The sequence below is a fragment of the Salmonella sp. SG203 genome (assembly GCF_013350575.1).
Lineage (GTDB): Bacteria > Pseudomonadota > Gammaproteobacteria > Enterobacterales > Enterobacteriaceae > Salmonella > Salmonella enterica.
Genome location: NZ_SNMT01000001.1, coordinates 339,357 through 364,999 on the forward strand (window position 1 = coordinate 339,357; position 25,643 = coordinate 364,999).

At 53.2% G+C, this 25,643-nt stretch carries 19 protein-coding genes; 12 read left to right on the plus strand and 7 right to left on the minus strand.

What is annotated here, in order from left to right:
* Positions 1–91 precede the first annotated feature (91 nt).
* From HV477_RS01735 to HV477_RS01755, 5 genes are all read left to right on the plus strand, one after another.
* Positions 92–3,832 (plus strand): nitrate reductase subunit alpha, encoded by a 3,741-nt coding sequence (locus tag HV477_RS01735; protein WP_021000349.1) that lies wholly within the window; start codon positions 92–94, stop codon positions 3,830–3,832.
* Complete coding sequence (narH, locus tag HV477_RS01740) at positions 3,829–5,373, plus strand: nitrate reductase subunit beta (RefSeq protein ID WP_079899522.1); 1,545 nt, start codon at positions 3,829–3,831, stop codon at positions 5,371–5,373. The genes HV477_RS01735 and narH overlap by 4 nt, the downstream gene beginning before the upstream one ends.
* A complete protein-coding gene (gene narW / locus HV477_RS01745; RefSeq protein WP_001166287.1) occupies positions 5,373–6,068 on the plus strand; it encodes a nitrate reductase molybdenum cofactor assembly chaperone in 696 nt (231 codons plus the stop codon). Before narH ends, narW begins: the two co-directional genes overlap by 1 nt.
* The gene (gene narI, locus HV477_RS01750; protein ID WP_000617104.1) at positions 6,065–6,745 is read left to right on the plus strand and encodes a respiratory nitrate reductase subunit gamma; all 681 of its coding nucleotides are present in this window, start codon (positions 6,065–6,067) and stop codon (positions 6,743–6,745) included. The genes narW and narI overlap by 4 nt, the downstream gene beginning before the upstream one ends.
* Positions 6,746–6,850: 105 nt before the next feature.
* Complete coding sequence (locus HV477_RS01755; RefSeq protein ID WP_000804298.1) at positions 6,851–7,744, plus strand: PhzF family isomerase; 894 nt, start codon at positions 6,851–6,853, stop codon at positions 7,742–7,744.
* Between the two features lie 35 nt (positions 7,745–7,779).
* Here the strand turns inward: HV477_RS01755 and nhoA are convergent, their stop codons facing one another.
* On the minus strand, positions 7,780–8,625 hold the full coding sequence (nhoA, locus tag HV477_RS01760; RefSeq protein ID WP_079898809.1) for an N-hydroxyarylamine O-acetyltransferase: 846 nt from the start codon (positions 8,623–8,625) through the stop codon (positions 7,780–7,782).
* A 283-nt stretch (positions 8,626–8,908) separates the two neighbouring features.
* Entirely contained in the window at positions 8,909–9,541 is a 633-nt protein-coding gene (steA, locus tag HV477_RS01765) for a type III secretion system effector SteA (protein ID WP_079898808.1), read from the minus strand.
* 512 nt (positions 9,542–10,053) lie between these two features.
* Between steA and ansP the strand changes: the two genes are divergently transcribed.
* Positions 10,054–11,547: an L-asparagine permease gene (ansP, locus tag HV477_RS01770; protein WP_000857112.1), complete on the plus strand. Its 1,494-nt coding sequence runs from the start codon at positions 10,054–10,056 to the stop codon at positions 11,545–11,547.
* 76 nt (positions 11,548–11,623) lie between these two features.
* On the opposite strand, the gene HV477_RS01775 is transcribed toward ansP, so the two are convergent.
* Both HV477_RS01775 and HV477_RS01780 read right to left on the minus strand, forming a co-directional pair.
* The gene (locus HV477_RS01775; protein ID WP_000732362.1) at positions 11,624–11,845 is read right to left on the minus strand and encodes a YgdI/YgdR family lipoprotein; all 222 of its coding nucleotides are present in this window, start codon (positions 11,843–11,845) and stop codon (positions 11,624–11,626) included.
* A 144-nt stretch (positions 11,846–11,989) separates the two neighbouring features.
* Positions 11,990–13,051: a YncE family protein gene (locus tag HV477_RS01780; RefSeq protein ID WP_079898806.1), complete on the minus strand. Its 1,062-nt coding sequence runs from the start codon at positions 13,049–13,051 to the stop codon at positions 11,990–11,992.
* A gap of 263 nt (positions 13,052–13,314) precedes the next feature.
* Here HV477_RS01780 and pqqU point away from each other — a divergent pair, with 263 nt between their 5' ends.
* Entirely contained in the window at positions 13,315–15,435 is a 2,121-nt protein-coding gene (pqqU, locus tag HV477_RS01785; RefSeq protein ID WP_079898805.1) for a TonB-dependent receptor PqqU, read from the plus strand.
* Between the two features lie 66 nt (positions 15,436–15,501).
* Here pqqU and mcbR read toward each other — a convergent pair whose 3' ends face one another.
* Both mcbR and HV477_RS01795 read right to left on the minus strand, forming a co-directional pair.
* Positions 15,502–16,167: a colanic acid/biofilm transcriptional regulator McbR gene (gene mcbR / locus HV477_RS01790; RefSeq protein ID WP_001119592.1), complete on the minus strand. Its 666-nt coding sequence runs from the start codon at positions 16,165–16,167 to the stop codon at positions 15,502–15,504.
* Between the two features lie 333 nt (positions 16,168–16,500).
* Complete coding sequence (locus HV477_RS01795; RefSeq protein ID WP_079898804.1) at positions 16,501–17,538, minus strand: NADP-dependent oxidoreductase; 1,038 nt, start codon at positions 17,536–17,538, stop codon at positions 16,501–16,503.
* 223 nt (positions 17,539–17,761) lie between these two features.
* Between HV477_RS01795 and mddA the strand changes: the two genes are divergently transcribed.
* Positions 17,762–18,277, plus strand: coding sequence for an L-methionine sulfoximine/L-methionine sulfone acetyltransferase (mddA, locus tag HV477_RS01800; protein ID WP_000155373.1), 516 nt, complete (start codon positions 17,762–17,764; stop codon positions 18,275–18,277).
* The gene (locus HV477_RS01805) at positions 18,277–18,726 is read left to right on the plus strand and encodes a DMT family transporter (protein ID WP_001076570.1); all 450 of its coding nucleotides are present in this window, start codon (positions 18,277–18,279) and stop codon (positions 18,724–18,726) included. Before mddA ends, HV477_RS01805 begins: the two co-directional genes overlap by 1 nt.
* A 4-nt stretch (positions 18,727–18,730) precedes the next feature.
* On the opposite strand, the gene HV477_RS01810 is transcribed toward HV477_RS01805, so the two are convergent.
* A complete protein-coding gene (locus HV477_RS01810) occupies positions 18,731–18,964 on the minus strand; it encodes a YdcY family protein (protein ID WP_000018720.1) in 234 nt (77 codons plus the stop codon).
* 223 nt (positions 18,965–19,187) lie between these two features.
* Between HV477_RS01810 and srfA the strand changes: the two genes are divergently transcribed.
* The 3 genes from srfA to srfC are packed head-to-tail and all read left to right on the plus strand — an operon-like array spanning position 19,188 to position 25,640.
* Positions 19,188–20,513 (plus strand): virulence-associated effector SrfA, encoded by a 1,326-nt coding sequence (gene srfA, locus HV477_RS01815; protein WP_079840365.1) that lies wholly within the window; start codon positions 19,188–19,190, stop codon positions 20,511–20,513.
* A gap of 4 nt (positions 20,514–20,517) precedes the next feature.
* Positions 20,518–23,499: a virulence factor SrfB gene (locus tag HV477_RS01820; RefSeq protein ID WP_131535268.1), complete on the plus strand. Its 2,982-nt coding sequence runs from the start codon at positions 20,518–20,520 to the stop codon at positions 23,497–23,499.
* Positions 23,496–25,640 carry a virulence-associated effector SrfC gene (gene srfC / locus HV477_RS01825; protein WP_079898802.1) on the plus strand — a complete coding sequence of 715 codons (2,145 nt, stop codon included), beginning with the start codon at positions 23,496–23,498 and terminating at the stop codon, positions 25,638–25,640. The genes HV477_RS01820 and srfC overlap by 4 nt, the downstream gene beginning before the upstream one ends.
* The last annotated feature ends 3 nt before the right edge of the window (positions 25,641–25,643 follow it).

A 25,643-nucleotide genomic window follows, 5' to 3' on the forward strand; every position in this document is an offset into this window, starting at 1 on the left:
CAACATACGCACCTGTAGGACGGCCATCCGGTAATGGTTTAACGCCAAATCGACAGGATGGCGGAAAATTTATCGAAGCAGGAGAAATGTCATGAGTAAACTGTTGGATCGCTTTCGTTACTTTAAACAAAAAGGCGATACCTTTGCCGACGGCCATGGTCAGGTGATGCATACCAACCGCGACTGGGAAGACAGTTATCGCCAGCGCTGGCAGTTTGATAAGATCGTGCGCTCAACCCACGGCGTCAACTGCACGGGCTCCTGTAGTTGGAAAATTTATGTCAAAAACGGTCTGGTGACGTGGGAAACCCAGCAAACCGACTACCCGCGCACGCGTCCCGATTTACCGAACCATGAACCGCGCGGCTGCCCGCGCGGCGCCAGCTACTCCTGGTATCTCTATAGCGCCAATCGTCTGAAATACCCTCTGGTGCGTAAGCGGCTGATAGAACTGTGGCGCGAGGCCCTTTCCCGGCACAGCGATCCGGTACTGGCATGGGAATCTATAATGAACGACCCGCAAAAATGCCAAAGTTACAAACAGGTGCGCGGACATGGCGGCTTTATTCGTTCGAACTGGAAAGAGCTGAATCAGCTCATTGCCGCCGCTAACGTCTGGACAATCAAAACCTATGGTCCGGATCGTGTGGCGGGGTTTTCACCTATTCCGGCGATGTCGATGGTTTCTTACGCCGCCGGAACACGTTATCTGTCATTGCTTGGCGGTACTTGTCTGAGCTTCTATGACTGGTATTGCGATCTTCCACCCGCGTCGCCAATGACCTGGGGCGAGCAGACTGATGTGCCGGAGTCCGCCGACTGGTATAACTCAGCCTACATTATTGCCTGGGGCTCTAACGTGCCGCAGACGCGTACCCCGGACGCCCACTTCTTTACTGAAGTGCGCTACAAAGGCACCAAGACTATCGCCATCACCCCGGACTATTCCGAAGTCGCTAAACTGTGCGATCAGTGGCTGGCGCCAAAGCAAGGTACCGACAGCGCGCTGGCGATGGCCATGGGTCACGTTATTTTAAAAGAGTTTCATCTCGATAATCCCAGCGACTATTTTCTTAACTATTGCCGCCGTTATACCGACATGCCAATGCTGGTCCTGTTGGATGAGCGCGCAGACGGCAGTTATGTGCCGGGGCGTATGATGCGCGCGTCGGATCTGGTGGATGGACTGGGAGAAGCCAATAATCCGGAATGGAAAACCGTCGCGCTCAACAGTACGGGCGAACTGGTCGCGCCCAACGGTTCTATCGGTTTTCGCTGGGGCGAAAAGGGAAAATGGAACCTGGAACCGGTGGCGGCGGGCGTCGAAACTGAACTGTCGCTCTCTTTACTCGGTCAGCATGATGACGTGGCGGGTGTCGCTTTCCCCTATTTTGGCGGCAACGAAAACCCACATTTTCGCAGCGTGCGGCAGGAACCGGTACTGGTACGTCAGTTACCGGTGAAACGCCTGGATCTGGCGGACGGTAGCGAGCGGATGGTCGTCAGCGTTTACGATCTGGTGCTGGCGAATTATGGGCTGGATCGTGGTCTGGATGACGGCCATAGCGCCAATAATTATAACGACGTAAAAGCCTACACGCCGGCCTGGGGCGAACAGATTACCGGCGTGCCGCGTCGACATATCGAAACTATTGCGCGTGAATTTGCCGAGACCGCCCATAAAACTCACGGTCGTTCGATGATCATCCTCGGCGCGGGAGTGAATCACTGGTATCACATGGATATGAATTACCGTGGGATGATTAACATGCTGGTGTTCTGCGGCTGTGTTGGACAAACCGGCGGCGGCTGGGCGCACTATGTCGGCCAGGAAAAGCTGCGGCCGCAAACCGGCTGGCTGCCGCTGGCCTTCGCGCTGGACTGGAATCGCCCGCCGCGTCAGATGAACAGTACCTCGTTTTTCTACAACCATGCCAGCCAGTGGCGCTATGAAAAACTGACTGCGCAAGAGTTGCTGTCGCCGCTGGCCGATCCGGCTAAATTTTCCGGACACCTGATCGATTTCAACGTGCGCGCGGAACGTATGGGCTGGCTACCCTCGGCGCCGCAGCTTAATCTTAACCCGCTCAGCGTGAAAGCGAGCGCCGATAAAGCCGGGCTGTCTGCGGCGGATTATACCGTGCAGGCGTTGAAATCAGGCGCTATCCGTTTTGCCTGCGAACAGCCTGACAGTGGTCATAATCACCCGCGAAATTTATTTGTCTGGCGCTCTAACCTGCTCGGCTCCTCCGGGAAAGGTCATGAGTACATGCTCAAATATCTGCTGGGCACAGACAGTGGTATCCAGGGCGAAGCGCTGGGCTCCAGCGAAGGAATTAAGCCTGAAGAGGTGGAATGGCAGTCCGCCGCGATTGAGGGCAAGCTCGATCTGTTGGTCACGCTTGATTTCCGTATGTCCAGTACCTGTCTGTTTTCCGATATCGTTTTGCCGACCGCCACCTGGTATGAAAAAGACGATATGAATACCTCGGATATGCATCCGTTTATCCACCCCCTTTCCGCCGCGGTCGATCCTGCCTGGGAATCCAAAAGCGACTGGGAGATCTACAAAGGTATCGCCAGCGTCTTTTCTGAAGTGTGTGTCGGACATCTCGGACAGGAAACCGATGTGGTGTTACACCCGCTCCAGCATGATTCCCCGGCGGAACTGGCGCAGCCATTTGATATTCTCGACTGGCGTAAAGGCGAGTGCGAACTTATTCCGGGCAAAACCGCCCCCAATATCGTCGTGGTTGAACGCGATTATCCGGCCACCTATGAACGTTTTACCTCGCTGGGTCCCCTGCTGGATAAATTAGGCAACGGCGGTAAGGGTATTGCCTGGAATACGCAAGATGAAGTCGATTTCCTCGGTAAGCTCAATTACACCAAACACGATGGCCCGGCGAAAGGACGTCCGCGGATCGACACCGCGCTGGATGCTTCGGAAGTGATTCTTGCCTTAGCGCCGGAAACTAACGGCCAGGTGGCGGTGAAAGCCTGGCAGGCGTTGGGCGAGATGACCGGGCGCGAGCACACCCATCTGGCCATCAATAAAGAAGATGAGAAAATTCGCTTTCGTGATATCCAGGCGCAACCGCGCAAAATTATCTCCAGCCCGACCTGGTCAGGGCTGGAAAGCGAGCATGTCTCTTATAACGCCGGCTATACCAACGTACATGAACTGATCCCGTGGCGCACGTTGTCGGGGCGGCAACAACTCTATCAGGATCATGCGTGGATGCGCGCTTTTGGCGAAAGTCTGGTGGCATATCGCCCGCCGATTGATACCCGCAGCGTCAGCGAAATGCGAGAAATTCCGCCCAACGGTTTCCCGGAAAAAGCGCTTAACTTCCTGACGCCGCACCAGAAATGGGGAATTCACTCCACCTACAGCGAAAACCTGCTGATGCTGACCTTGTCGCGCGGCGGGCCGATTGTCTGGATCAGCGAAGCCGATGCCCGTGAATTGGGTATTGAAGATAACGACTGGATTGAAGCCTTCAACGCTAATGGCGCCCTTACCGCTCGTGCGGTGGTCAGCCAGCGCGTTCCGCCGGGTATGACCATGATGTACCACGCCCAGGAGCGAATTATGAATATTCCGGGCTCGGAAGTGACCGGGATGCGCGGCGGGATCCATAACTCCGTGACCCGGGTCTGTCCAAAACCGACGCATATGATCGGCGGCTATGCGCAACTGGCTTACGGCTTCAACTATTACGGAACCGTGGGTTCGAATCGCGATGAATTCATCATGATCAGGAAAATGAAAAACATTAACTGGCTGGATGATGAGGGCCGGGATCAGGTACAGGAGGCGAAAAAATGAAAATACGCTCACAGGTTGGGATGGTACTGAATCTCGATAAATGTATTGGCTGTCACACCTGCTCCGTCACCTGTAAAAACGTCTGGACCGGACGTGAAGGGATGGAATACGCATGGTTCAATAACGTCGAAACTAAACCGGGTATCGGCTATCCCAAAAACTGGGAAGACCAGCAGGAGTGGCAAGGCGGTTGGGTTCGTGATGTTAATGGCAAGATAAGGCCCCGTCTGGGCGGCAAAATGGGGGTAATTAGCAAAATTTTCGCCAACCCGGTGATTCCGCAAATCGATGATTACTATGAACCCTTTACCTTCGATTATCAGCATTTACATAATGCGCCGGAGAGTAAGCATCAGCCCACTGCCCGTCCTCGTTCACTGATTGACGGAAAACGGATGGACAAGGTGATCTGGGGGCCAAACTGGGAAGAGCTGCTCGGCGGCGAGTTTGAAAAACGCGCCCGCGACCGCAACTTCGACAACATACAAAAAGAGATGTACGGTCAGTTCGAAAACACCTTCATGATGTACCTGCCGCGCCTGTGCGAACACTGCCTGAACCCCAGTTGTGTCGCCACCTGCCCAAGTGGCGCTATTTATAAGCGTGAAGAAGACGGCATCGTGCTAATCGACCAGGATAAATGCCGGGGCTGGCGTTTGTGTATCAGCGGCTGCCCGTACAAAAAAATCTACTTTAACTGGAAGAGCGGCAAGTCTGAGAAGTGCATATTTTGCTATCCGCGTATTGAATCCGGCCAGCCGACCGTTTGTTCGGAAACCTGCGTCGGGCGCATCCGTTATCTTGGCGTTCTGCTCTACGACGCCGACAGGATTGAAGACGCGGCCAGTACCGAACACGAGACAGATTTGTATGAACGTCAGTGCGATGTGTTTCTCGATCCGCACGATCCGGCGGTCATCGAAGAGGCGCTTAAACAGGGCATCCCGCAAAACGTCATTGACGCCGCCCAACGGTCGCCGGTGTACAAAATGGCGATGAACTGGAAGCTGGCGCTTCCGCTGCACCCGGAATACCGTACCCTGCCGATGGTCTGGTACGTACCGCCGCTATCGCCCATCCAGTCATACGCCGACGCGGGCGGGTTGCCGCACAATGGCAATATTCTGCCGGCGGTGGAGACGCTGCGTATTCCAGTCCAGTACCTGGCCAATATGCTCAGCGCGGGCGATACCGGTCCGGTCATTCGGGCTCTAAAGCGGATGATGGCGATGCGCCACTACATGCGCTCGCAGACGGTTGAAGGCGTGACGGATACCCGCGCGATTGACGAAGTGGGTCTGAGCGTACAACAGGTTGAAGAGATGTATCGCTACCTGGCGATTGCCAATTATGAAGATCGTTTTGTCATTCCCACCAGCCACCGGGAAATGGCGCGCGACGCCTTTCCGGAGCGCAACGGCTGCGGCTTTACTTTTGGCGACGGTTGTCACGGCTCGGATACCAAATTCAACCTGTTCAACAGTAGCCGTATTGATGCCATCAATATCACCGAAGTACGTGATAAAGCGGAGGGGGAATAATGCAAATCCTCAAAGCGATTGGCCTGTTGATGGAGTATCCGGACGACGAGTTGTGGGAATGTCGGGATGAAGCGCTTGCCCTTATCCAACACGATGCGCCAATGCTGGCCGACTTCACTCGCGAGCTGCTTTATGCGCCGTTACTGGATAAACAAGCAGAATGGTGTGAAGTGTTTGACCGCGGGCGCGCCACTTCATTGCTGTTATTCGAGCATGTTCATGCGGAGTCCCGCGATCGCGGCCAGGCGATGGTCGATTTGTTAAGCCAGTATGAAACCGTGGGCCTGCAGCTCAACTGCCGCGAACTGCCGGATCACCTGCCGCTCTATCTGGAGTACTTAAGCGTGTTGCCGGAAGCGGAAGCGCGCGAGGGATTACAGAATATTGCCCCTATTCTGGCGCTACTGGGCGGTCGTCTGAAACAGCGAGGAGCGCCGTGGTATCAACTGTTTGACGCCCTGCTGACGCTGGCGGGCAGTACGCTTACAAGTGACAGTGTCACCAAACAGATTGTTCAGGAATCGCGGGATGATACCCGTCAGGCACTGGATGCCGTCTGGGAAGAAGAACAGGTGAAGTTTATCGAAGATAACGCCACGACCTGTGACAGTTCACCGTTACACCATTATCAACGACGCTTTAGCCAGGACGCGGCGCCGCAGTACGTCGACGTCAGCGCGGGAGGCCCGAAATGATACAGTACCTGAACGTCTTTTTTTACGATATCTACCCCTATATTTGCGCCACGGTCTTCTTCCTCGGCAGTTGGCTGCGCTATGACTACGGACAATATACCTGGCGCGCGTCGTCCAGCCAGATGCTGGACAAGCGTGGGATGGTGATATGGTCGAATCTGTTCCATATTGGCATTCTGGGGATCTTCTTTGGCCATCTGTTTGGGATGCTGACGCCACACTGGATGTATGCCTGGTTCCTGCCGATTGCGGTAAAGCAGCAGATGGCGATGATCCTCGGCGGCGTGTGCGGCGTATTAACGTTGATCGGCGGCGCGGGATTACTGTGGCGTCGTCTGACCAATCAGCGTGTGCGGGCGACATCCACTACACCTGATATTATCATCATGAGCATTTTGCTGATTCAGTGCCTGCTTGGCCTGAGCACCATTCCGTTTTCGGCGCAATATCCGGATGGCAGCGAAATGATGAAGTTGGTGGGCTGGGCGCAAAGTATTGTCACCTTCCGCGGCGGGTCTTCGGAAATGCTGAGCGGTGTGGCGTTTGTTTTCCGCATTCATCTGGTGCTGGGAATGACTATTTTCCTGCTCTTCCCGTTCACCCGTCTGGTTCATGTCTGGAGCGCGCCGTTTGAGTATTTCACCCGTCGCTACCAGATTGTTCGTACCCGCCGCTAATTCTCTTTGCCCGGGGGTACGCTTACCGGGCAAAGAAAAACGCCTGGGCGTCGTCATTCGGCAACGCACAGGCTATGATGATTCTTCAGTCAAAGGAGAACATCAATGAAACCGCAGATTTACCATGTTGACGCCTTCACCAGCGAACCCTTTCGCGGCAACTCTGCTGGCGTTGTCTTACATGCGGATACGCTAAGCGACGCGCAGATGCAGCTGATTGCCCGTGAACTTCGTCACTCGGAAACCGCCTTTTTGCTAAAAAGCGAAGAGAGTGATGTGCGCATACGCTACTTTACACCGACAGTAGAAGTCCCCATCTGTGGTCATGCCACCGTGGCCGCGCATTATGTTCGGGCAACGGTACTGGGGTTGGGAAACACCACCGTCTGGCAAACCTCGTTAGCGGGCCGTCATCGCGTTGAAATTCATGCCGAACACAACGACTATCGCATCACGCTGGAACAAGGTCAGCCCTCTTTTGAACCACCGCTAGTCGGAGAGATTCGGGCTGCCATCATCACCGCACTGAACCTGACTGAAGATGATATCGTGCCGGGAGCGCCAATTCAGGTGGCTTCAACAGGACATGCAAAAGTGATGATCCTGCTCAAACCAGACGTTGATATTGATGCCCTTTCGCCGAATCTGGCAGCCCTGACGGCAATCAGCCAGCAAATTGGCTGTAACGGCTTTTTTCCTTTCCAGATTCGTCCGGGAAAAAACGAAACCGATGGGCGAATGTTTTCCCCGGCGATAGGAATTGTGGAAGATCCGGTAACGGGAAACGCCAATGGCCCGATGGGGGCATGGCTCGTCCATCATGGCCTGATGGCGCATGACGGTAAAACGCTGCAGATTCAAGGCCATCAGGGGCGCGCTTTAGGCAAAGAGGGTACTGTTGATGTTACCGTCACCATTCGCGATAACCAGCCGGAAAACGTCACCATCTCCGGCCAGGCGGTCATTCTGTTTCATGCCGAATGGGCCATTACTTTTTAATCTTTGTCAGGCCCGCAAATCCTCGCGGCAAAAAATTATTTTCCCGCCTCCGGATGGGTATCAAATGCAGCCATTACCGCGGCCAGCTCCGCCTCGGTAAAACCGTGCTTTACATCATTTACGCCGAGACCAAACTGCTGCTGAAGTAACTGATACAACGACGGCACATCCGGTACATTGACCTGTTCAACGGCATGTCCCTGGTGGTAACGCGTGAAGTGGAAATTCGTTAATGTCAGCTTGCCGCCATCAGGCAAATGGCGGCACATCAACAAATGATGACGAAAATGGGATTGCGGCCAGTGAGCCGACCAGAAATTGCCCATCACATGATCGCTCTGCTGCTGCACCCCCAGATCAAAACAGTACATCGGCTGCCAGTGCTCATGGTGGCGGAATTGTAAAATCCATGTGCTCCCCTCCTGCATCAGGCGGTATTCGCCATGTGGCGTCTGCTGGGGAATTTCGGCCTGCAGACGAAGCGGCGCGGTTAGCGTTTGGCCGCCAAACCCCACGTCCGCGATCCACTGCTCATCCTCAACATCAACCAGCAGCAAACGGTGCGTGCGTGGCGGTAAACTGGCGGGATGAGACAGAATGACCCGCCCCAATAAGCTTCGGACGTTAAAACCGATGTCGCGTAACGCGCGTTCAAACAGGCCATTCAGTTCAAAACAGTATCCACCGCGTCGGGCATAAAGCAGTTTCTCCTCTAATACCGTCTCATCGAGCTGTATTTCACGAGGCAGTAGCACATCCAGATTTTCAAAAGGAATCGCGCAGTTGTGCGCTAAGTGAAGCGTTCTGAGCGCTTCAACCGTAGGAGCCCCCAACGGCTGACAATGTAATCGCGTAAAATAAGCATGTAAAAAAGAGGTCATCTGAGGCTTCCATTAACATTAATGCTTGCGTTCGGCACACAGGCTGAGGCGGATATCGCTGCGCAACAGGATACCCTATCCGTGGAATAGCGTTGGATACTTTTGAAAAAAATAAGACAGGCCGGCTGTCGCGCCGGAGGTACGTGGAATTTTGGCGTACAAACGGAAATCGGGTTCTGAGAATCTCTTTGCGACACGCCGCCAAAATAGCGGCGTGTTAAAATTTTTAACGCCGGCTCAGCGAGTCTGATTTCTAACAAAACTGGCTAAACATAAACGCTTTTTAATAATTGTCCAAATAGTTATGGTAGCGAGCTTTTATGTCGGCCGCCCATTGCGCTTTCGCCTCCTGCATGTTGCTGGCCCGAGCGATATAATATTCTAAACACGGAATGGCGCCTAATGCCTGAGGTAAGGCATTATATGCTGCCATTCGCTCTCTGACGGTTTTATATTTTTCATCAATATCATAATTATAGTACGCTGGCGCCTCAAAAAAGCCCTCTTCCAGTCTCATACAGATATCTTCAAAGGACCCCTTAACCTCAACGGTATGTTCGCCATCCGATATCCTGACGATTGGCTCACGTCCAGCCATCAGCGAGAGTTGTTCGAATGTTAACATCCGACCATCAGAAAGCTCGACATCTATAGTAAACAGTCCATCACGTACAGCATCAGCAAGGTGATTATGGATATTCCCTGCATTGGCACAGAACTCCGCAACTTTAGGCGTAACATTACAATAATGTTCAATTACTCTTGTAAATCCGTAGGCTAATCCTGCTGTAAGCACATACAAGATGCCTTTCATGATTTTTGTTGATAATTTATTTTCATAATCTCCTGCAGCAACATGAGGTAGCTTATTTCCTGATAAAGCTCTGGCATAGGTAGAAACTGATGTATGTGGCATATCCTACTCCTTCAAATTTTGCTCAATAGCTTTATATGTCCTACTCCTCTCTCATTATGACGATATGTCAATCAACAAAATTGCTCAAAGGCATACATTTTCAGGAGGAAATGAGAATAACAGGCGCAACGACCTGATCTTATGCTGCTTCAATATCGTCAGGTGGTTTATCGTTCGAGGTCATATCTATGACCATAAATCCCTGCAGGGATTAACCCTGATTAATTATTGCGCAACGCAATCACTGCGGATTTGTGCTGAAAGCTTATCTGGCTGAATCGTGACCACACCGCACCACATCTGACCGCACAAATAAACACGACATCCTCATTTTCTTCTTTCCGTATGTTTTGCGTCATTTAACAATTGCAGGTAGGATGCTCCGCCGGCGGTTTTATCCCTGTCACAGAATCAGGGAAAAGCGGCATTCGCCATTGCAGGCAATCGATTGGTGAGCGCCCGTCGCGGCATAAGGAATTTTTCTGTCAGGACAGGCTATAACAGGTAACGTAATGAAAACACAGACTACGCACGCCGCAGAACAACATGCGGCGAAACGACGCTGGCTGAACGCCCATGAAGAGGGGTATCACAAAGCGATGGGGAATCGTCAGGTTCAGATGATTGCTATCGGCGGCGCAATTGGCACCGGTTTATTTTTAGGTGCAGGCGCCCGATTGCAAATGGCCGGACCGGCACTGGCGCTGGTCTATCTGATATGCGGCATTTTTTCTTTTTTCATTTTACGCGCGCTGGGCGAACTGGTATTGCATCGCCCTTCCAGCGGGAGTTTCGTCTCCTACGCCCGTGAGTTTTTGGGTGAAAAAGCGGCCTACGTCGCAGGCTGGATGTACTTTATTAACTGGGCGATGACCGGGATCGTCGATATCACCGCAGTGGCGTTATATATGCACTACTGGGGTGCATTTGGCGACGTTCCGCAATGGGTGTTTGCGCTCGGCGCGTTAACCATTGTCGGTACCATGAACATGATCGGCGTAAAATGGTTTGCCGAAATGGAGTTCTGGTTCGCGCTGATAAAAGTACTCGCCATTGTTATCTTCCTGGTGGTAGGCACGATTTTTCTCGGTACCGGTCAACCGCTTGAGGGTAATGCCACCGGTTTTCACCTGATTACAGATAATGGCGGATTTTTCCCGCACGGCCTGTTGCCCGCGCTGGTACTAATTCAGGGCGTAGTGTTCGCTTTTGCGTCGATTGAACTGGTCGGTACCGCCGCTGGGGAGTGCAAAGATCCACAGACGATGGTGCCAAAAGCCATCAATAGCGTGATCTGGCGTATTGGTCTTTTCTATGTAGGATCGGTCGTATTGCTGGTTTTGCTGCTGCCGTGGAACGCCTACCAGGCGGGGCAAAGTCCGTTTGTCACCTTCTTTTCTAAACTTGGCGTGCCTTATATCGGCAGTATTATGAATATCGTGGTGTTAACCGCCGCGCTTTCCAGCCTGAACTCCGGGCTTTACTGTACGGGGAGAATTTTACGTTCAATGTCGATGGGGGGTTCCGCGCCGAAATTCATGGCGAAAATGAGCCGTCAGCATGTGCCCTATGCGGGTATTCTGGCGACTCTGGTGGTTTACGTGGTCGGCGTATTCCTGAATTACCTGGTCCCCTCCCGCGTGTTTGAGATCGTTCTTAATTTTGCCTCGCTCGGCATTATCGCATCGTGGGCGTTTATCATGGTGTGCCAGATGCGTTTACGCCAGGCGATAAAAGAAGGCAAAGCCGCAGACGTCAGTTTTAAACTGCCCGGCGCGCCTTTTACCTCCTGGCTAACGCTGCTGTTTTTACTAAGCGTGCTGGTACTCATGGCGTTTGACTACCCGAATGGAACTTACACTATCGCCTCGTTGCCGCTGATCGCTATTCTGCTGGTCGCCGGCTGGTTTGGCGTGCGACGTCGCGTGGCGGAGATCCATCGCACTGCGCCAGTGACGGCGGATTCGACAGAGAGTGTCGTATTGAAAGAAGAAGCAGCGACATAACATTAGCCTTCCCCGGCAGCCCCAGGCCTGCCGGGTTTAATGCGCGTTGCCGCCAACACCGCATCGCGCCCAATGCTTAGTCAGCCTTAATCAACTGCGCCACATCATTGCTGTTAATTTCCCGCTGGTTGCCTTCCTGATCGGTATAACTGGTCATTCCCGTCTCTTTATCTAACTGCGGCTTACCCTGAGTTACGATCGTTTGCCCATTCTTCGTCGTCATCACATAGTTGGTTGTACAACCCGCAAGCATAAAAAACATCATGCCCAAACCTGAGCATATAAATAATTTTTTCATATTTTCCTCGTGAATATAATGAGTTAACGACTGCAAAAAGGCAGTGTAATTCTCACAGAATCATCAGGCTATCGGCGGGGTGTAACGAGGCGTATCGGTGCGTTTAAAGAGATGACTGGAGGGGTTTCCCCCTCCATACCCTATTTACAGAGCAATGCGAATAACATCATCCGGCTGCGTCGCTTCCTGTTCACGTGTCGATTTCTGCTTCACGCTGACGTAGAGCGTTTTACCGTCTGCCGATAGCGCCAGGCTATTCGGGTACGTCGGCGTATCGAACGTTTTAACAACGTTATAGGTCTTCGCATCGATCACGCTGACCTGCCCTGCCTGACGATGTGTCACGTAAGCCTCGTTACGTGTCGGGTTAAACAGGACGGCCAAAGAGGCAGGCGCCGCGATTTTGGCAAGAATATTGCCATTACGGGTATCGACAACCAGAACCTCAGTCGCCTTCGAGTCGGTGATAAACGCGCGATGACCTGCGGTATCGAGACTCAGGTTAATAAAGACGTGTTCTTTACCGTCATCCAGCAACTTCTTACGACTGAGAATTTTATTGCTGGCGGTATCGATGGTGATAAATTCGCCATCCGCATTGGTGGTGTACAGGCGTTGCGCTTTACTGTCGAGCGCCAGACCCGTACTCATTTTGCCGGTATTTTCGATCGTCGTTTTCAGTTTGATGGTTTCGCCATCCACTACCCAAATAGCACTCTCTTTACCAACACCGCTAATGTAGATCGTGTTGGTCGCCGCATCGGCAACCAGCTCACGGGGCTGTAACGGACGAACCTCTTCAGTACGTTTGCGCGCATCAAGTACCAGACGACCTTTTACATCACCCGTTTTGGCATCAATCGCGGTAACAGCGCTGTTAATGGTATTGCCAAACCACAGCGTTTGGGTCGCGGCATTGATGGTGGCGCCGAACGGCTTGAGATCGTTATGAATCGCTTGCGTGATTTCCAGCGTCACCGGGTCGAGACGATAAACTACGCCGCCTTTATCCAGTTTACGGCTTTGCGATGTAGCCAGCCAGAGCGCGTTTTCTTGCTGACTCCAGGCCATCTCATAAGCGCCTTTGCCTACTGCTTTACGCAGCATGTCTTCCGCCGCCAGCGTGCTAAATGAGGATGCGACGAGGAGCGAACCTAACAATAAAGAACCACGCAGGCGCGGCGAAAAAAGATGACGTAAGTGCATGACGACTCCCTTTGATAAAAACGTGTATAGCTGCTTCACACTACTTCGCTGCGCGGGATCTTCGTTCCGCACTTATTATAAGTTGAGAATAATAATCATTATTTATCAGAAAGTGGAGCTTTTCCTCGCCTGCGAATGTCATGGCTCTTAAATACCGCACATTTTCTTAACTTAATGTGCGATTAAAATTTCGAAACTTTACATATTGACTACCCTTAATGTCACGTTTTCCGTTGATACGCTTACATTTATCCGGCATTTTCATGAAAATTATTTCCGTTAGACAGCGACTTTATCCCGCCCTCTTATTGCCTCTGACCTTCTCCCCGGTCCTTCAGGCCGCCAGCGCGCCCAATGAACAAACCATGATAGTCACCGCAACGCCGCAAACCGTATCCGAGCTGGATACACCTGCCGCCGTTAGCGTCATTGAGGGAGAAGACATGCGTCTGGCGACGCCGCGCGTTAATTTATCTGAGTCTTTAACCAGCGTCCCGGGATTGCAGGTGCAGAACCGGCAGAACTACGCGCAGGATCTGCAAATCTCTATCCGTGGATTTGGCTCGCGTTCCGCCTTTGGCGTGCGCGGCATTCGTCTGTATGTTGATGGCATTCCCGCCACCATGCCGGATGGACAAGGCCAGATTTCGAATATTGATATTAACAGCATACAAGACGTTGAAGTGTTACGCGGCCCCTTCTCAGCGCTATACGGCAATGCTTCCGGCGGCGTAATAAATGTCACCACCGAAACCGGGAGACAACCGCCCACCCTTGAGGCCAGCAGCTACTACGGCAGTTATGGAAGCTGGCGCTATGGGCTAAAAGCCACGGGCGCGATGGGTGACGGCACACAGCCAGGCGACGTGGATTACACGGTATCGACTACCCGTTTCACCACCCACGGTTACCGCGATCACAGCGGCGCGCGAAAAAATCTGGCTAATGCCAAACTGGGCGTGCGCCTTGACGAGGCCAGTAAACTTTCTCTGATTTTTAATAGTGTGGACATTAAGGCGGACGATCCCGGCGGACTTACCGAATCTGAATGGAAAGCCGATCCGCAACAGGCGCCGCGCGCTGAACAGTACAATACGCGTAAAACCATCAAACAAACTCAGGCAGGATTGCGTTATGAACGTCAGCTCAGCGCGCAGGATGATATCAGCGTGATGGCCTACGCCGGAGAGCGGGAAACCACGCAATACCAGTCTATTCCCCTGGTGGCACAGCTAAAACCAGCCCAGGCTGGCGGCGTAATTACACTGCAACGCCACTATCAGGGCATTGATTCCCGCTGGACTCACCGGGGAGAATTAGGTGTGCCGGTCACCTTCACTGGCGGATTAAATTATGAAAACATGAGCGAAAACCGCAAGGGTTACAATAACTTCCGCCTCAACAACGGCACCCCTGAGTTTGGGCATAAAGGCGATTTACGGCGGGATGAGCGTAACCTGATGTGGAATGTCGATCCTTATCTGCAAACCCAGTGGCAGCTTACGCAAAAACTCTCGCTGGATGCTGGCGTGCGCTACAGTTCCGTGTGGTTCGATTCTAACGATCACTATATCGCGCCCGGCAATGGCGATGACAGCGGCGACGCCAGCTATCACCACTGGCTACCCGCCGGATCGCTAAAATATGCGTTAACTGACGCCTGGAATCTCTATCTTGCTGCCGGTCGTGGATTTGAAACTCCCACTATCAATGAGCTTTCTTATCGCGCTGACGGCCAAAGCGGGTTCAACTTTGACCTCAAACCGTCGACCAATGATACGGTGGAAGTCGGCAGTAAAACGCGGATTGGCAATGGCTTGTTGACCGCCGCGTTATTTCAAACCGATACCGATGATGAAATTGTCGTCGCCAGTAGTATGGGAGGACGCACTACCTACAAAAACGCGGGCAAAACGCGCCGCCAGGGCGCAGAACTCGCGTTGGATCAGCGCTTCGCCGGCGACTGGCGGGTGAAAGCATCATGGACCTGGCTGGATGCGACCTATCGCAGTAACGTTTGTCAGGGGCAAAACTGTGATGGAAACCGGATGCCCGGCATCGCCCGTAATATGGGATTCGCCTCATTAGGTTTTATCCCGGATGAGGGGTGGTACGCCGGAACAGACGTGCGGTATATGGGCGATATCATGGCCAATGATGAAAATACCGCCAAAGCGCCTTCGTATACAGTTGTTGGACTAAATACAGGGTATAAATTTAATTACAGTCAGCTTACCGTCGATATTTTTGGGCGGGTAGATAATCTATTTGATAAAGAATATATCGGTTCGGTGATCGTTAATGAATCTAATGGCCGATATTATGAGCCAGCGCCAGGGCGTAACTATGGCGTGGGGATTAATCTGGCATGGCAATTTGAATAAATATCCGGCAAAGATCCGGCAATAGCGGGGAGCCCCCGCTATTGATAAGTCATAGTTGCATGAAGGTTACATGAAGTACTGATTTTTAATCGTCGCTACGTTTTGTTGCAAAACGTTCTGTAGGCAGTGGCGACTGGCTTCTTTATCACCTGTCACTAACGCATTAAGCAATTTTCTGTACAGATTAACGCCATTTTGATAATCATCAAGTTTAAAATTATCATATAAAAAATGCAGGCTTGGCCCCAGGCGTACCCATAATTGCTCGATCATGGCATACAGCGTTGGCATATCCGCGTAGTGGTAGATCTCAAAGCGGAATGCGCGGTTGGCCAAAAGAATTTTCTCCATAACGCCACTTTCCAGCGCCTGTTGAAATTCATCTAATAGCGCATTCAGCGTCTGCTCGCGATCCGGGGTAATCTTACCCGCAGCGGCGACCACCGCCATCTCCTCCAGGGCAGTACGAATCGTATTAATTTCCAGCAAACTTTCCAGCGAGATCTCCGGCACCATAAACGCCTGTGCTGGCGCCACCGCCAAAGCACTGGAAGAGACCAGCCTTAACAGGGCCTCACGCACCGGCGTAATACTGACGCCTAACTCTTGAGCGATATTTTTAGTGATAAGCCTTGCGCCTGGTTTTAATGCGCCAATAGACAATTGATGCTTTAACCGATTTTCAACCTGTGTGGTCAGGCTTATATGTTGTGTTTTTTCCGTACCCGGCATTTTCCTTCCTTCACCTCTTGGCAGAACAACATCGCAATCGAGTCCCGAAGAAGTTTCGGAACTTAATTGTAAAAAAGATAATCCAGGCCTGAACGGCCAAATAAATAAAAGTGATAATTTACTTGCGTGATATTCTCATCTTTTACAACAATACAGGTTTCTTTATGGCAACCGTTTTATCTCCGTCATTCCTTCATGTATCGAGATTTTTGACCGGTTCAGGCCGCTGAGCGAGATAAGCTGCCCCACCGCGATCTGAATGATGAATATAAGTAAAGCCGCAATTTTAAAATTTGCACATTTTTATGGCGACATAATGCCGCTATTTTTTCTTTACGCATCGTCCGCTAAACGTATCACGACTTTGCCAAAGTTCTTCCCCGCCAGCAGCCCCATAAACGCTTCTGGCGCATTTTCCAGCCCATCAGTAATCTGCTCCCGGTAATGTATTTTCCCTTCTTTGATCCAACGCCCCATTTCTTGCTGAAACTCATGTATCCGGTGACCATAGTCCTGGTTGATGATAAAACCTTGCAGGCGAATACGCTTTTTAAGTAATGTCGCCATCAGCAGAGGCAGTCTGTCTGGACCGTCCGGCAACGCTGTCGCATTGTAGCCGCTGACCAGACCGCAGAGCGGAATTCGCGCCGACGTATTCAGTAGCGGTAAGACGGCGTCAAAGACTTTACCGCCGACATTCTCATAATAGATATCGATACCCTGCGGGCAGGCCTGCACAAGCTGTTGTGGGAAATTATCAGCGTGATGATCAAGGCACAGATCAAATCCCAAAACGTCTGTCGCATGACGGCATTTTTCCGCGCCGCCGGCAATACCCACGACCCGGCAGCCCTTCAGCTTGCCAATTTGCCCAACCGTTGCGCCTACGGGGCCGGTGGCGGCGGCGACAACCAGCGTTTCGCCCTCTTTCGGCTGGCCGATATCCAGTAACCCCATATAGGCGGTAAACCCCGGCATCCCTAAAACTCCCAACGACCAGGAAGGATGTTGCGGATTATCACCCAACTTTACCAACCCTTCGCCATCTGAAATGTCATAATCCTGCCAACCATTGTAACTCAACACCCATTCGTCTGGTCGGTAATCAGGATGATTCGACGCGACAACGCGACTGACCGTACCGCCAACCATAACGCAGCCAGGTTCAACAGGCGGCGCATATGAGGGTTCATCGCTCATGCGGCCACGCATATAAGGGTCGAGTGATAAAAAAACGGTACGCAATAGCACCTGCCCTTCACCGGGCGTCGCGACGTCATCTTCTTCGAGGCGGAAGTTATCCATCTGCGGCGCGCCGTGGGGACGCGAGGCCAAAACCCAACGACGATTTCGGTTGGTCTGTTGCTTCATTCTATTCTCCTCATGCCTAGCATAATCCATCAATAATAGTCGAACATTAGCTTTCTGAGGGAGTTAAACACTCTCAGATATCAGGCTGCTTTCACCGCGGGACGCTTTTATGAACGACTTTCTTCCCCCTCTCGCTAAATATGAATTCTTGCGCTAATTCGTTGATTTATGCCGCCTTCAATAGTATTTCTAACACTATCGTAAACATTCCCTGGGGTTCCCTATGACGATTCGCTTTGCCGATAAAGCAGACTGCGCCGCGATTACCGAAATCTATAACCATGCGGTATTACATACTGCGGCCATCTGGAATGATCGGACGGTCGATACGGATAATCGCCTTGCCTGGTATGAGGCCCGTCAATTACTGGGCTATCCGGTGCTGGTAAGCGAAGAAAATGGCGTGGTGACTGGCTATGCATCATTTGGCGACTGGCGCAGTTTCGACGGTTTTCGCTATACCGTCGAGCACTCGGTTTATGTTCATCCGGCACACCAGGGGAAAGGACTGGGGCGAAAACTGCTCAGCAGACTGATCGACGAAGCCCGACGCTGCGGCAAGCATGTGATGGTGGCCGGTATTGAGTCACAGAATGCCGCCTCGATACGCCTGCATCATTCGCTGGGATTTACCGTCACCGCGCAAATGCCGCAGGTCGGCGTAAAATTTGGCCGTTGGTTAGATCTTACGTTTATGCAGCTCCAGCTTGATGAACACGCCGCGCCGGACGCCTGCTGATGAACCAGTCGCTGACGCTTATCTTTTTGATCGCCGCCGGCGTCGGGCTGGTGGTACAAAACAGTATTATGGTGCGTATTACGCAGACATCATCGACGATTCTGATCGCTATGCTGTTGAACTCGCTGGTAGGGATCGTTTTATTTGTGACGATATTGTGGTTTAAGCAAGGCGCTACGGGCTTCGGCGAGCTGGTCGCCAGCGTTCGCTGGTGGACATTGATCCCCGGTCTGCTGGGGTCATTTTTTGTATTTGCCAGCATTAGCGGGTATCAGAACGTTGGCGCCGCGACGACTATCGCGGTACTGGTCGCCAGCCAGTTAATCGGCGGGCTGGCGCTGGATATCGCGCGTAGCCACGGCGTCACGTTACGCGCAATGGCCGGGCCGGCGTTTGGCGCGCTGTTGCTGGTCATTGGCGCATGGCTGATTGCGAAGCGCCAGTTTTAAGGGGTTACAGGATCGTGCCGCCTTTGGTGAGCTGCTCGCGGCGCGCGTCCCGATCTTCTTGATATTGCCTGCCGTGATGCGCGATAGCCGTGCGTAAACGCTGCTGCTGCACATAACGATCTTCGCGACGTAATTCAGCGTCATCGCTCAAGGCAATCAGCAATTCATTCATATGGGCAATTACGCTCTCCGCGATGGCGGCATCCACGCGGGCGCTCACTTCCTCCAGGTGCGACATAAGCTCTCCTACTCTTTATTCTGTAACAGCATGATTCGCCTATTATACGCGTTATTGTCGCCCGATGCGGTCATTCGCCGCCGCCATCCTGATTTAACTTACGTCAAGTGAAAACACGGGGCTTAATAGACCGAGAATTCGCGCCTTTTTGCCTTTCTTCCGCCGTTTGCTTGCGTATAGACCCCGTAAAGTAGACGCGTGAAGAAGTCTAAGGGATAACAACGTGGCAAAATCTCTCTTGCGCAGCGGCAATCTGGATGATTATCAGGCCGTGGGCGGCGGCGGTCAGGCCGTATTTGAATCAGCATTGCAAATTCGCGAAACGCTTCGTCTGCGTAAACAGCAGGCGATGGTTGACTGTCTGGCGATTCCGCAACTTAACGATAATGGCGATCGGGTTGACTGGTATTCGCCGATTGAAGGTCAGGCGATAGCGTGGAAAGCGGCTGACGAAGAGACACGTTCTCGGGCTTTACGTTATTTAGCCAGCACTTTTGAAAGCGCGGCTGCACTCAGTCGCAAAAGTCTGCAATCCGGTAAAACAGCGCTCCAGCTATTTGGTTCGCTACTTGAGAAAGCGACGCAATTTCCCGGCGAAAATCATGTTTTCCTGGTTAACGGCAAACCGGTTATCACCTTCTGGGGATTCGTTAATCTCAACGAAAATACACGCGATGATGTGCTGGACTGCCTGCGGGTAACCGAGGCAATCCCCGACATCCCTCTGGTCGAGCCGGAGCCGGAGCCCGAAGAAAAGCCGCTGGTAGAGGCGGCGTTTAGTCAGGCGGATGAACCTTTGTTAACGTCTGTCATTGAGCCGCCGAAAATGCCGGAGGAACCTGTTGCGCCGCCCGTTATCGTTAGCGAGCCGAAGTCGGCCACTCCCATCCCGGTCGCTGAGGCGAAAAGAGCTCGCCGTCTACCGCTGTGGAGCTTACCTGTCGCTGCCGTGGTTATCGCCGCCGTCGCCACGCCTTTTTTCTGGCCATCTTCATCCGTTGACGGGGCCTCTCCTGTTCGCGCCGCGCCTGTCGCTACCGCGAAAACTGACGTTACCCCCTTGCCTGAACTCACCGCGCATTTGCCGCTGCATCGCGCTGAGGTGACGCCCGCCCCCAAAGCGGCGCCGTTGCCGGAAGCGCCTGTTATCATTGCCGCTATCCCCAAAGACGCGCTGGTGATGGACAATACGCAGATGAAGCTTGGAACCACGCGCTTTTTAAACGGTAGCTGGCGCGTCAGTGTGGATGTCAAAGATCCGATTACCGGCAAGCCGCCCTCTCTGCGTTATCAGATCCAAAATAACAAAGGCATCGCGCGCGTAGTACATGGCGATAACGTGGTTTGTCGGGCGGAAATTTTCTCTGGTCTGCATCAAACGGGCGAGCTGATGATTAAAAGTCGCGGCAATGCGCGCTGCACCGACGGTTCACGTTATCCGATGCCGGAAATTACCTGTAAAGCAGGCGTCAATGACGTCGCAACCTGTACCGCCCGTTATGGCGACCACGCGGCAATTCCGTTGACGTTTAAAAAGATAGGTGCCTGATTTTATGTTGGTCAATCTGTGTGATTACAAACAGAGCGTCACGCTCATTGCAAACAGCGGCGTCCAGTTTCTTGATTTTGGCTTAACGCCGCAAGAGTCGGCCCACTACGGACGTTTTGTGCGCAAAACGGCAAACGGCCCGCTACTGCGCCTCGATTTTGATCTGACCAGCGGGCGCTACACGTTGCCAGGACGTGCTGGCGGCCAACCCGAAGTCGTGAAACCGGAAAGCACTCAGACGCTGCACTATTCTCTGGATGTACTCGACGGGATCTGGCTTCCCCTGCCGTTCCTGCGTTTTAATCCGCCGCGTACCTTTATTGACGGGCCGGATAACTGGGCGCGCATTCAGGTACGTAAACTCAGCGAGCCAGATAGCGCCGGAAACACACACCGCATCACCCTCGCCTTCGACAGTCAGCTGGCAAAAAATATGCCTGCGGCGTTGGCGCCTTGCGAAAACGATCTGCTCAATGGCACACGTTTTGCGCTCGCCTGGCGCGATGAAGAAGTTGCCGATTTTCTTGACCAGACATGGATTGACGGCTGGCTGCGCGAGTCGTTTCTTCAGTATGCCTCACAGGTGGAAAACCGTTCGGAACAGGCCATTCAGCAAGCGCTGCGTAGTTTTGAGTATCAGGCGCACTGGTTGAATTTACTGACGCTGTTAGGCGAACAGCTTACGGTGCCGGAAGTGAAGTTTGTGACACATACGTTAAGCACGCCCGCAATCCCGGTCGATCTGATTCTGGATGTCGGCAATACGCATACCTGCGGCGTCTTGATCGAGGATCATGGCGATGCGAATGACGGGTTACGCCAGACGGCAGAGCTTCAGGTGCGTTCTTTAAGCGAGCCGCAGTATCTGAACGATCCTTTATTTACCAGCCGGGTAGAATTCTCGGAAGCGCGCTTTGGCAAGCAACACTTTTCTGTCGAAAGCGGACGAGACGACGCCTTTGTCTGGCCTTCCATTGTGCGTGTGGGCGACGAGGCTCGCGCCCTTGCTATGCAGCGTGTGGGCACCGAAGGCAGCAGCGGCATCTCCAGCCCGCGCCGCTACCTGTGGGATGAAACCCCCGCCTTGCAGGACTGGCGTTTTAGCCAGATCCACGGTAAAACGCAGCGCGAACCGCTTGCCACCGCGTTTCCGCTGATGAATCTGATGAACGACGACGGACAGCCGTTATTCCGCCTGCCGCATGAAGAAAGGCTACCGGTTTTTTCGCCGCAATACAGCCGTAGCACCTTGATGACGCATATGTTGTGCGAAATTCTGGCTCAGGCGCTGGGGCAAATTAACAGCGTCGCCACCCGGCTGCGGCTCGGCTTTCCCGCCTCGCCGCGCCAGCTACGCACCCTGATTTTAACGCTGCCTTCCGCCATGCCGAAACAGGAGCGAGAAATTTTCCGCCAGCGAATGTTTGAAGCGCTGGCGCTGGTCTGGAAAGCCATGGGCTGGCATCCGCAGGATGAGGATTTCACCACGCCTAAGCATCGTGAAAAAAGCGTGGTGCCGGTACCAGAAATACAGATGGAATGGGACGAAGCAAGTTGCGGCCAACTGGTATGGCTTTATAACGAAGCCATTTCGCATTACGCCGGGCGTACCGAATCCTTTTTTAATGCGCTCGCCAGACCGGATCGCCAACCTGAACCCGGCGTCGTCCTCGGGCGCGCGTTGCGCGTGGCATCGATTGATATCGGCGGCGGCACGACGGATATGGCGATCGTTCACTATCAGTTAGATGACGGCGTGGGGGCCAATGTAAAAATTACGCCTCATCTCCTGTTTCGCGAAGGTTTTAAAGTCGCCGGGGACGATCTGCTATTGGATATCATTCAGCGCTGTGTACTCCCTTCCCTGCAAACGGCGTTGCAACGGGCAGGCGTTACGGATGCCGCCGCCCTGCTGGCGACCTTATTTGGCGATTCGGGACGAATTGATACTCAGGCCATTTTGCGCCAGCAAACGGCGCTGCAATTATTTATGCCGCTGGGCCACGCGGTACTTTCCGCCTGGGAGCAAAGCGACATTAACGATCCGTTTGCCGGTTTACATGCAACATTTGGCGATCTGCTGATCCGCCGCCCAACAAGCAACGTGATGAACTATATCCAGCAGGCGATCGATCATGCCTTACCGTCTGGTTCGCCGACATTTGATATATTCAATGTGCCGTTGCAAATCCAGTTTAGCCAGCTTCAGGAGGCTCTGCTGGCCGGTCAGTTTACGCTGACAACGCCGCTTCATGCGGTTTGCGAAGCGATCTCCCACTATCACTGCGATATCTTGCTGGTGACGGGGAGACCGACCTGTTTACCCGGCGTACAGGCGCTCATCCGGCACTTACAACCGGTGCCGGTTAATCGCATTGTGTGGATGGATAAGTATCAGGTACATGAATGGTATCCCTTCAGTCAACAAGGGCGTATCGGTAACCCAAAATCCACTGCCGCGGTGGGCGCGATGTTATGCAGCCTGGCGCTGGACTTACGTCTGCCGCGTTTCAATTTTAAAGCGGCTGATATCGGCGCGTATTCGACTGTGCGTTATCTCGGCGTACTGGATAATACCGTTAATACGCTTCGCGATGAAAACATCTGGTATCACGAGATCGATTTGGATAAACCCGGCGCAACGCTGGACGCACGCCTGCATTTTCCGCTACGCGGCAACGTGACGTTGGGCTTTCGTCAACTGGCGAACAGTCGCTGGCCGGCAACCCCACTCTATTGCCTGAACATTAATTCCGCTGAACTGGCGAAAACCATCGCTGGCGACGGCGTACTGAATGTACGACTGAAATTACGCGGCAGTAGCAAAGATAGCGCCCCGGAATCGTTCATATTAAGCGATGCCTGGCTCCAGGACGGGACGCCGGTCGCCGCCGATGCGCTGACATTAAAATTGAATACGCTGGCTGACCGCCGCCACAGCGGCAGCCACTACTGGATAGATAGCGGGAGTGTATACCTGAAATGACAAAACCGTTAAACGCCACCCAGGCTGTTATCGAGTGGGTTAACAACACGCGCCGTTACGCAACGCGACTGGATGACGAAGCCGACGCTCTGCTGGCGCAACTTACGCTTGCCGCGGCGGATGAGTCAGCGCTCAACGCCGCCTGCGCATTACATGGCTGCGTTGGTCTGTACGGGTATGCGCAATCCGCAAAAGCGCATCTGTTAACGACGCTATGCGGTGACGAGAATGGCAAGCTGGAAATTATCACGCCGGACCGTGACTATGATTATTTCAGCCACATCAATCCGGGTCATGCGCCAGCGAATATGGCTATTCGCTTTACGCGCGACATTTTTTCAAACGAGAGCGGCTGGCCGTTGCGCCTGCGCTTGATCAGTGAAGCTGAACTGGTGCAGATCTTTATTGCCTGGACCAGCGCGTCCCCCGTTTGTCGCCAGGTCGAAAAGTCCATTATCACATCACGCCTGGAGAAATGGCAATCGCTTCGCCAACCGCAGCCCGTCCCCGGCGTTACCGCTAAAGAGGTAGCGACCATCGCGAGTTTCTGGCGCTCTTGCCTGCCGTCCGCCAGACAACATATTGATGATGCGACATGGCAACACTTTGCCTCGCTCTTGCCTGCGCTGGATCTCACGACACGGGCGCACGCCTGGGCATTACTGTGGGGAGAGCAACCAGAGATCACCCAGCAATGGCTGGCGCTGGCGCATATGTTGCAACAAACCGGCCATGCCGGGGAACTGGCGGCGCCGCTCAGCCTGCTGGTCGATCATTTTGGCTTACCGGCGGAAAACTTCCTGACGCAAATGGCGCTAACCGCCAGCGATACGCAAAGCGATGTGGTGGTGCATCCGGTTAAGGAAGGCCGACTGCTCAATGCGGTCAGCCTTTCGCTTGATTCTCTGGCGCTGCTTACCCGCGAACTGGTGCTAACCGTTGAAAATAGCGTACTGGATAACGTTGATTTACTGGATATTCCGGTCGCGCCAGACAGTCATCCTCATCCGTTATGGCGGGCGAAATTAGGCTGGATGCTGGCCCATTACCGTCAGCAGATACAGCCCGATGTTCTGGTGATTTGCAATGCTCTGGCATCTCGCTCGCAAACGTCCACTGCCGCCCGTCACTTACTGGAGTGGGTTAACGCCACGCAGCCGCAGCATGAATCAGCGTTACCCGGCGTCGTCTGGGCTATTACTCCACAGGATGCCCGTTTTGCCACCCAGCAAAATCTGGATGAGGCCGTCCAGCAGTTGATGGGTAAACCTGGCGTGCATTGGGGAACGTTGCAGGCGCTGGATAAACACAGTATGCAGCGTTTGGTGGAGTGGTTATCGCAGGCGACATCGGCACCACAGCGACAGGCGCGCTTACAGGCGTTACGCGAACAACTGCGAGGCCGCGTGCGCGATCTGTTACCGATGTTTGATGACGCCCGGCTACCGGTTGAAACCGTGATCCGGCGTCTTCAGGCCCAGGCCGCCAGACATGGCGACCTGCTGGCCGGGCTGTTACCGCCGGTACAGAATTTCGAAGCGTTGCTGCGCACCCGACAGTCGCGAGAAGAACAGGTCAGCGGTTTATTTAATGACGCGATCGATCTCTTTGCCGACGAACCAACGCGCGCTTCAGCGTCAGAAGGTCATGAAACAGGCTATCAGGCGCACAAAATGTGGATCAATCATCTGCGCCAGTGGGCCCACTGCCGGGATAATGCGCAGCGTCTGGGACTGGAACCGCAGATGCTCAACGCCGTGGCGGAGATTTTAATTACCGCCAGCTATCGCCTCGGTTTACCTCAGCAGTTACAGAAAACCATGCAGCGCGAGGAGGTTAGCGGCGCGCAGCTTCATGCCATCATTGGCAACTTCATCGCCTGGCTCGGCTACGCCAATATCGAGGAAGCCCAACGCCCGGCCAGCCGCGTTCAGAAAGGCGCAGCCATTTTCGCCGCAACACCGCGTTCGACAATGTTGCGTCTAACAAAGCTTGACGAACAGCCCGTTCACGCCGCCAGCCGCTATGTCTATGACTGGCTTGTTGCGCTGTATACCCTGGCCAATGAGAACGCAGGATATCGGCATCCGCAGGACGTTACCGACGTAGACAGAGCGCAATTAATTGCCCTGATAGCCTGACCT